Origin of the sequence: Chryseobacterium barbadense, assembly GCF_042849955.1 — a bacterium.
Lineage (GTDB): Bacteria > Bacteroidota > Bacteroidia > Flavobacteriales > Weeksellaceae > Chryseobacterium.
In genome coordinates, this window is record NZ_BAAFHL010000123.1 from 1 (window position 1) to 3,277 (window position 3,277).

Below are 3,277 nucleotides of genomic sequence, written 5' to 3' on the forward strand. Positions count from 1 at the left end.
CACACATTATGACCTTGGTGGGAAACAAAAAGGTGGCTGCTGCTGCTCCATCAACAGAAACCCAGCTTCCAGAGAATATAAGAATAGTAGGAATGGGCGGAAAAGAGCTTGAAGTAACAGAGGAACAGTTCAAAAAAGCCTGGAAAGCTTACGTAAACGACCCATCCAAGAATATGAGAGAAATGATGATGAGAAACAGCGGTGACTCCAATAATAGAATGGTCATCAAAATGAGAACGCAGGACGGAAAGGAAATTTCGGATCCTAATCAGGTATTCAGGGAAATGGAAAAGAGAACCAAAGAAGCACTGAAAAAGAATAACAATCCGATAGAACCGGATTTGGTTAACTAGTAGATATTTTTCTAATTTGAGAGCAGGGTGAACAAGAGGATCATCCTGTTTTTTAATTGCTACATAAAATAAGAATCCCGAAACAAAGTTCGGGATTCTTATTTTATGATTTAGATTAAGCTAATTTCTTAGAATCTGCAATAAACTGAGCCAATCCGTTATCTGTTAACGGGTGTTTCAATAAGCTTAAGATTGGAGGCAGTGGGGAAGTGATTACATCTGCGCCGATCTTAGCACAGTCGATAATGTGCATAGAATGACGTATAGAAGCTGCTAAAATTTCAGTTTCATACATATAGTTATCGAAAATTAAGCGGATTTCCTGAATCAGGTTTAATCCGTCTGTAGAAATGTCATCCAGTCTTCCCAGGAAAGGAGAAACATACGTTGCTCCGGCTTTGGCTGCTAAAAGAGCCTGCCCTGCTGAAAAAATCAAGGTACAGTTCGTTTTGATTCCTTTATCTGAAAAATATTTTAATGCTTTCACCCCATCTTTGATCATTGGGATTTTTACCACGATATTCGGATGAATAGCAGCAAGTTCCTCTCCTTCTTTAATCATATCTTCATACGTAGTAGAAAGTACTTCCGCAGAAATATCGCCGTCTACAATCTCGCAGATCGCTTTATAGTGATTTTTGATAGCTTCAGCACCCTGAATTCCTTCTTTGGCCATTAGCGAAGGATTGGTAGTTACCCCATCCAGGATTCCAAGATCTTTAGCTTCTTTAATTTGCTCTAGGTTAGCAGTGTCAATAAAAAATTTCATTTCGTTTAAGTAGATTTATTTTTTTGCAAAGATAATGAATACTTTGTGAGTGGAAAATTTTAATTTTGGAGAAGTTAGAAGCTGGAAGATTGATGTAGATGACAGCTAATATTTATTACGGCAACATTCCCCTTCCTTGAATGGATGGCTTTTTGAAAATCTAAAAAGACGGGTTGTGTCAATATAACGGTAATATAGTTTATTAATCATGAAAAACACCTTTACAGCCAAGCTGGAAATCATAGGTATCAACCCTTTTGTTTTTGTTCCCGAAGATATTTTAGAGAGAATCTTTGAAACTTCGGGAAAAAGGAAAAGCCCTATTCCGGTGAAAGGAACTGTAAACGGCAAAGAGTTCAAACAAAACCTAATGAAATACTTAGGAGAATGGAGACTGTATATCAACTTAACCATGCTCCCGAATTCTCCCAAAAGAATTGGTGAAGCCATTGAAGTTTCTGTTGATTATGATGATTCGGACAGAAGCATTTCCATACATCCCGAATTGGATCGTGCCATTAAAGAAGATCCTATTGTACTAAAGAATTTTGAAGCATTAATTCCTTCAAGAAAGCATGAATTGATCCGCTATATCCATCATCTGAAAACGGAAGAAAGCATCCGTAGAAACATTGATAAAATTATCAGGCATTTAAAGGGCGAAACCGATTTTTTTGGTAAACAGATCAATTAGGTAAAATAAAAATCCGGAAAGTTTTCCGGATTCAATTTTGATTTATGAATTTAAAGCTTTGCTGAGCTTTATGGCCTCCTCATTAGTAGGATCATATTGTAATGATTTAGCGATATGTTCCTTTGCTTTGGCAGGATCGGTTTTCTGTTCCGAGAAAGCTACATAAAAATAAGCGTATGCTAAATTTTTCTTATTCTGCTCTATTTCTTCCGGTTTTACGGTAGCAATATATTTTTCATAAGCAATCTTTGCATTCGCATCATCTTTGGCTGACTGATAAGCATAAGCCTGACTGTAATAGGACGGTGCCCAGTCCGGCAATAAAACGGAGATTTTTTTCCATGTTTCCACTGCATTGGTCCAATCTGAAGCCTCCTGATATGCCGTAGCCAGTTTTGCTAATGATTCTGTATCTTTCGGATTAGCCTCAATTTGTTTTTTAAGGCTGTCAATAGTGGAGCTACCTGCTGCAGCTGTTTGAGTTGTACTGTTCGTCTGAGTTGTTTGTGCATTGATAAAGCTTACGCTTCCTATCAGCATTAATCCTAAAAATAAGGTTTTTGCATTTACTTTAACCATTTTCATATTCTTATATTTTCTAATTGTCCATCATCAAATTCAATAATAATTCCATAACAACTCAAATTTTGCAACCTTTAAGTTTTTTTAGAAAAGATTAACGGGTTATAACTTTTTTTTATCTTAATTTTTGATTCGTTGTTGTTTAATTATCTTTGTCATGCAACTATTTTAATCAATATAACTTATATGAATATCATATTAGCTTCAACATCAACACTTTTTGGCGGAGAATATCTGGAATATTTAAGAGAAGAATTAATTAAACTCTATGAAGGGATTGATGAAATTGTGTTTATTCCATTTGCAAGGCCGGGTGGAATTTCCCACGACGATTATACGGAGAAAGCACAATCTTTCTTTAAAACCATCGATATTAAAGTAAAAGGATTACACGAATTTGAGGACAAAATCTCAGCCTTAAACAAAGCAAAAGGATACTTTACCGGTGGTGGAAATACTTTTCTACTGGTAAAAACCCTGCATGAGGAAGGTTTGATGTCTATTCTGAAAGAAAACGTAGAAAGCGGAAAACCTTATTTAGGATGCAGCGCAGGAAGCAATATCGGAGGGCAGAATATGAAAACCACAAATGATATGCCCATTGTTTATCCGCCAAGCTTTGATTGCATGGGATTGGTACCCTTTAATCTGAATCCGCACTATTTAGATCCTAATCCGGATCTGAAGCATAACGGAGAAACCAGAGAGACCAGAATCAGGGAGTTTTTAACCCAGAATGAAGTTAAAGTCGTAGGATTGCGTGAAGGAAACTGGATCAGAAGAACTGGAGATCGAATTACCGTAGAAGGCAGTGAACTGACCAGAATTTTTGAAAAAGGAAAAGAGCCTTATGAAATTGAAGTGGGAAGTGAATTAAAC

Annotated in this window: 4 protein-coding genes and 1 pseudogene; 3 read left to right on the forward strand and 2 right to left on the reverse strand. The window is 36.5% G+C overall.

The window, feature by feature from the left end; genetic code table 11:
* A pseudogene (locus ACGHIN_RS16980) lies at positions 1-353 on the forward strand (GLPGLI family protein); the annotation flags it as partial.
* A 115-nt stretch (positions 354-468) separates the two neighbouring features.
* Here the strand turns inward: ACGHIN_RS16980 and fsa are convergent.
* On the reverse strand, positions 469-1,122 hold the full coding sequence (gene fsa / locus ACGHIN_RS16985) for a fructose-6-phosphate aldolase (protein WP_390456326.1): 654 nt from the start codon (positions 1,120-1,122) through the stop codon (positions 469-471).
* A gap of 208 nt (positions 1,123-1,330) precedes the next feature.
* Between fsa and ACGHIN_RS16990 the strand changes: the two genes are divergently transcribed.
* On the forward strand, positions 1,331-1,816 hold the full coding sequence (locus ACGHIN_RS16990) for a YdeI/OmpD-associated family protein (protein ID WP_390456329.1): 486 nt from the start codon (positions 1,331-1,333) through the stop codon (positions 1,814-1,816).
* Between the two features lie 42 nt (positions 1,817-1,858).
* On the opposite strand, the gene ACGHIN_RS16995 is transcribed toward ACGHIN_RS16990, so the two are convergent.
* Positions 1,859-2,401: a tetratricopeptide repeat protein gene (locus ACGHIN_RS16995; protein WP_390456331.1), complete on the reverse strand. Its 543-nt coding sequence runs from the start codon at positions 2,399-2,401 to the stop codon at positions 1,859-1,861.
* Positions 2,402-2,584: 183 nt separating this feature from the next.
* Here ACGHIN_RS16995 and pepE point away from each other — a divergent pair.
* A partial coding sequence (pepE, locus tag ACGHIN_RS17000) for a dipeptidase PepE (RefSeq protein WP_390456334.1) occupies positions 2,585-3,277 on the forward strand: 693 nt, incomplete at its 3' end.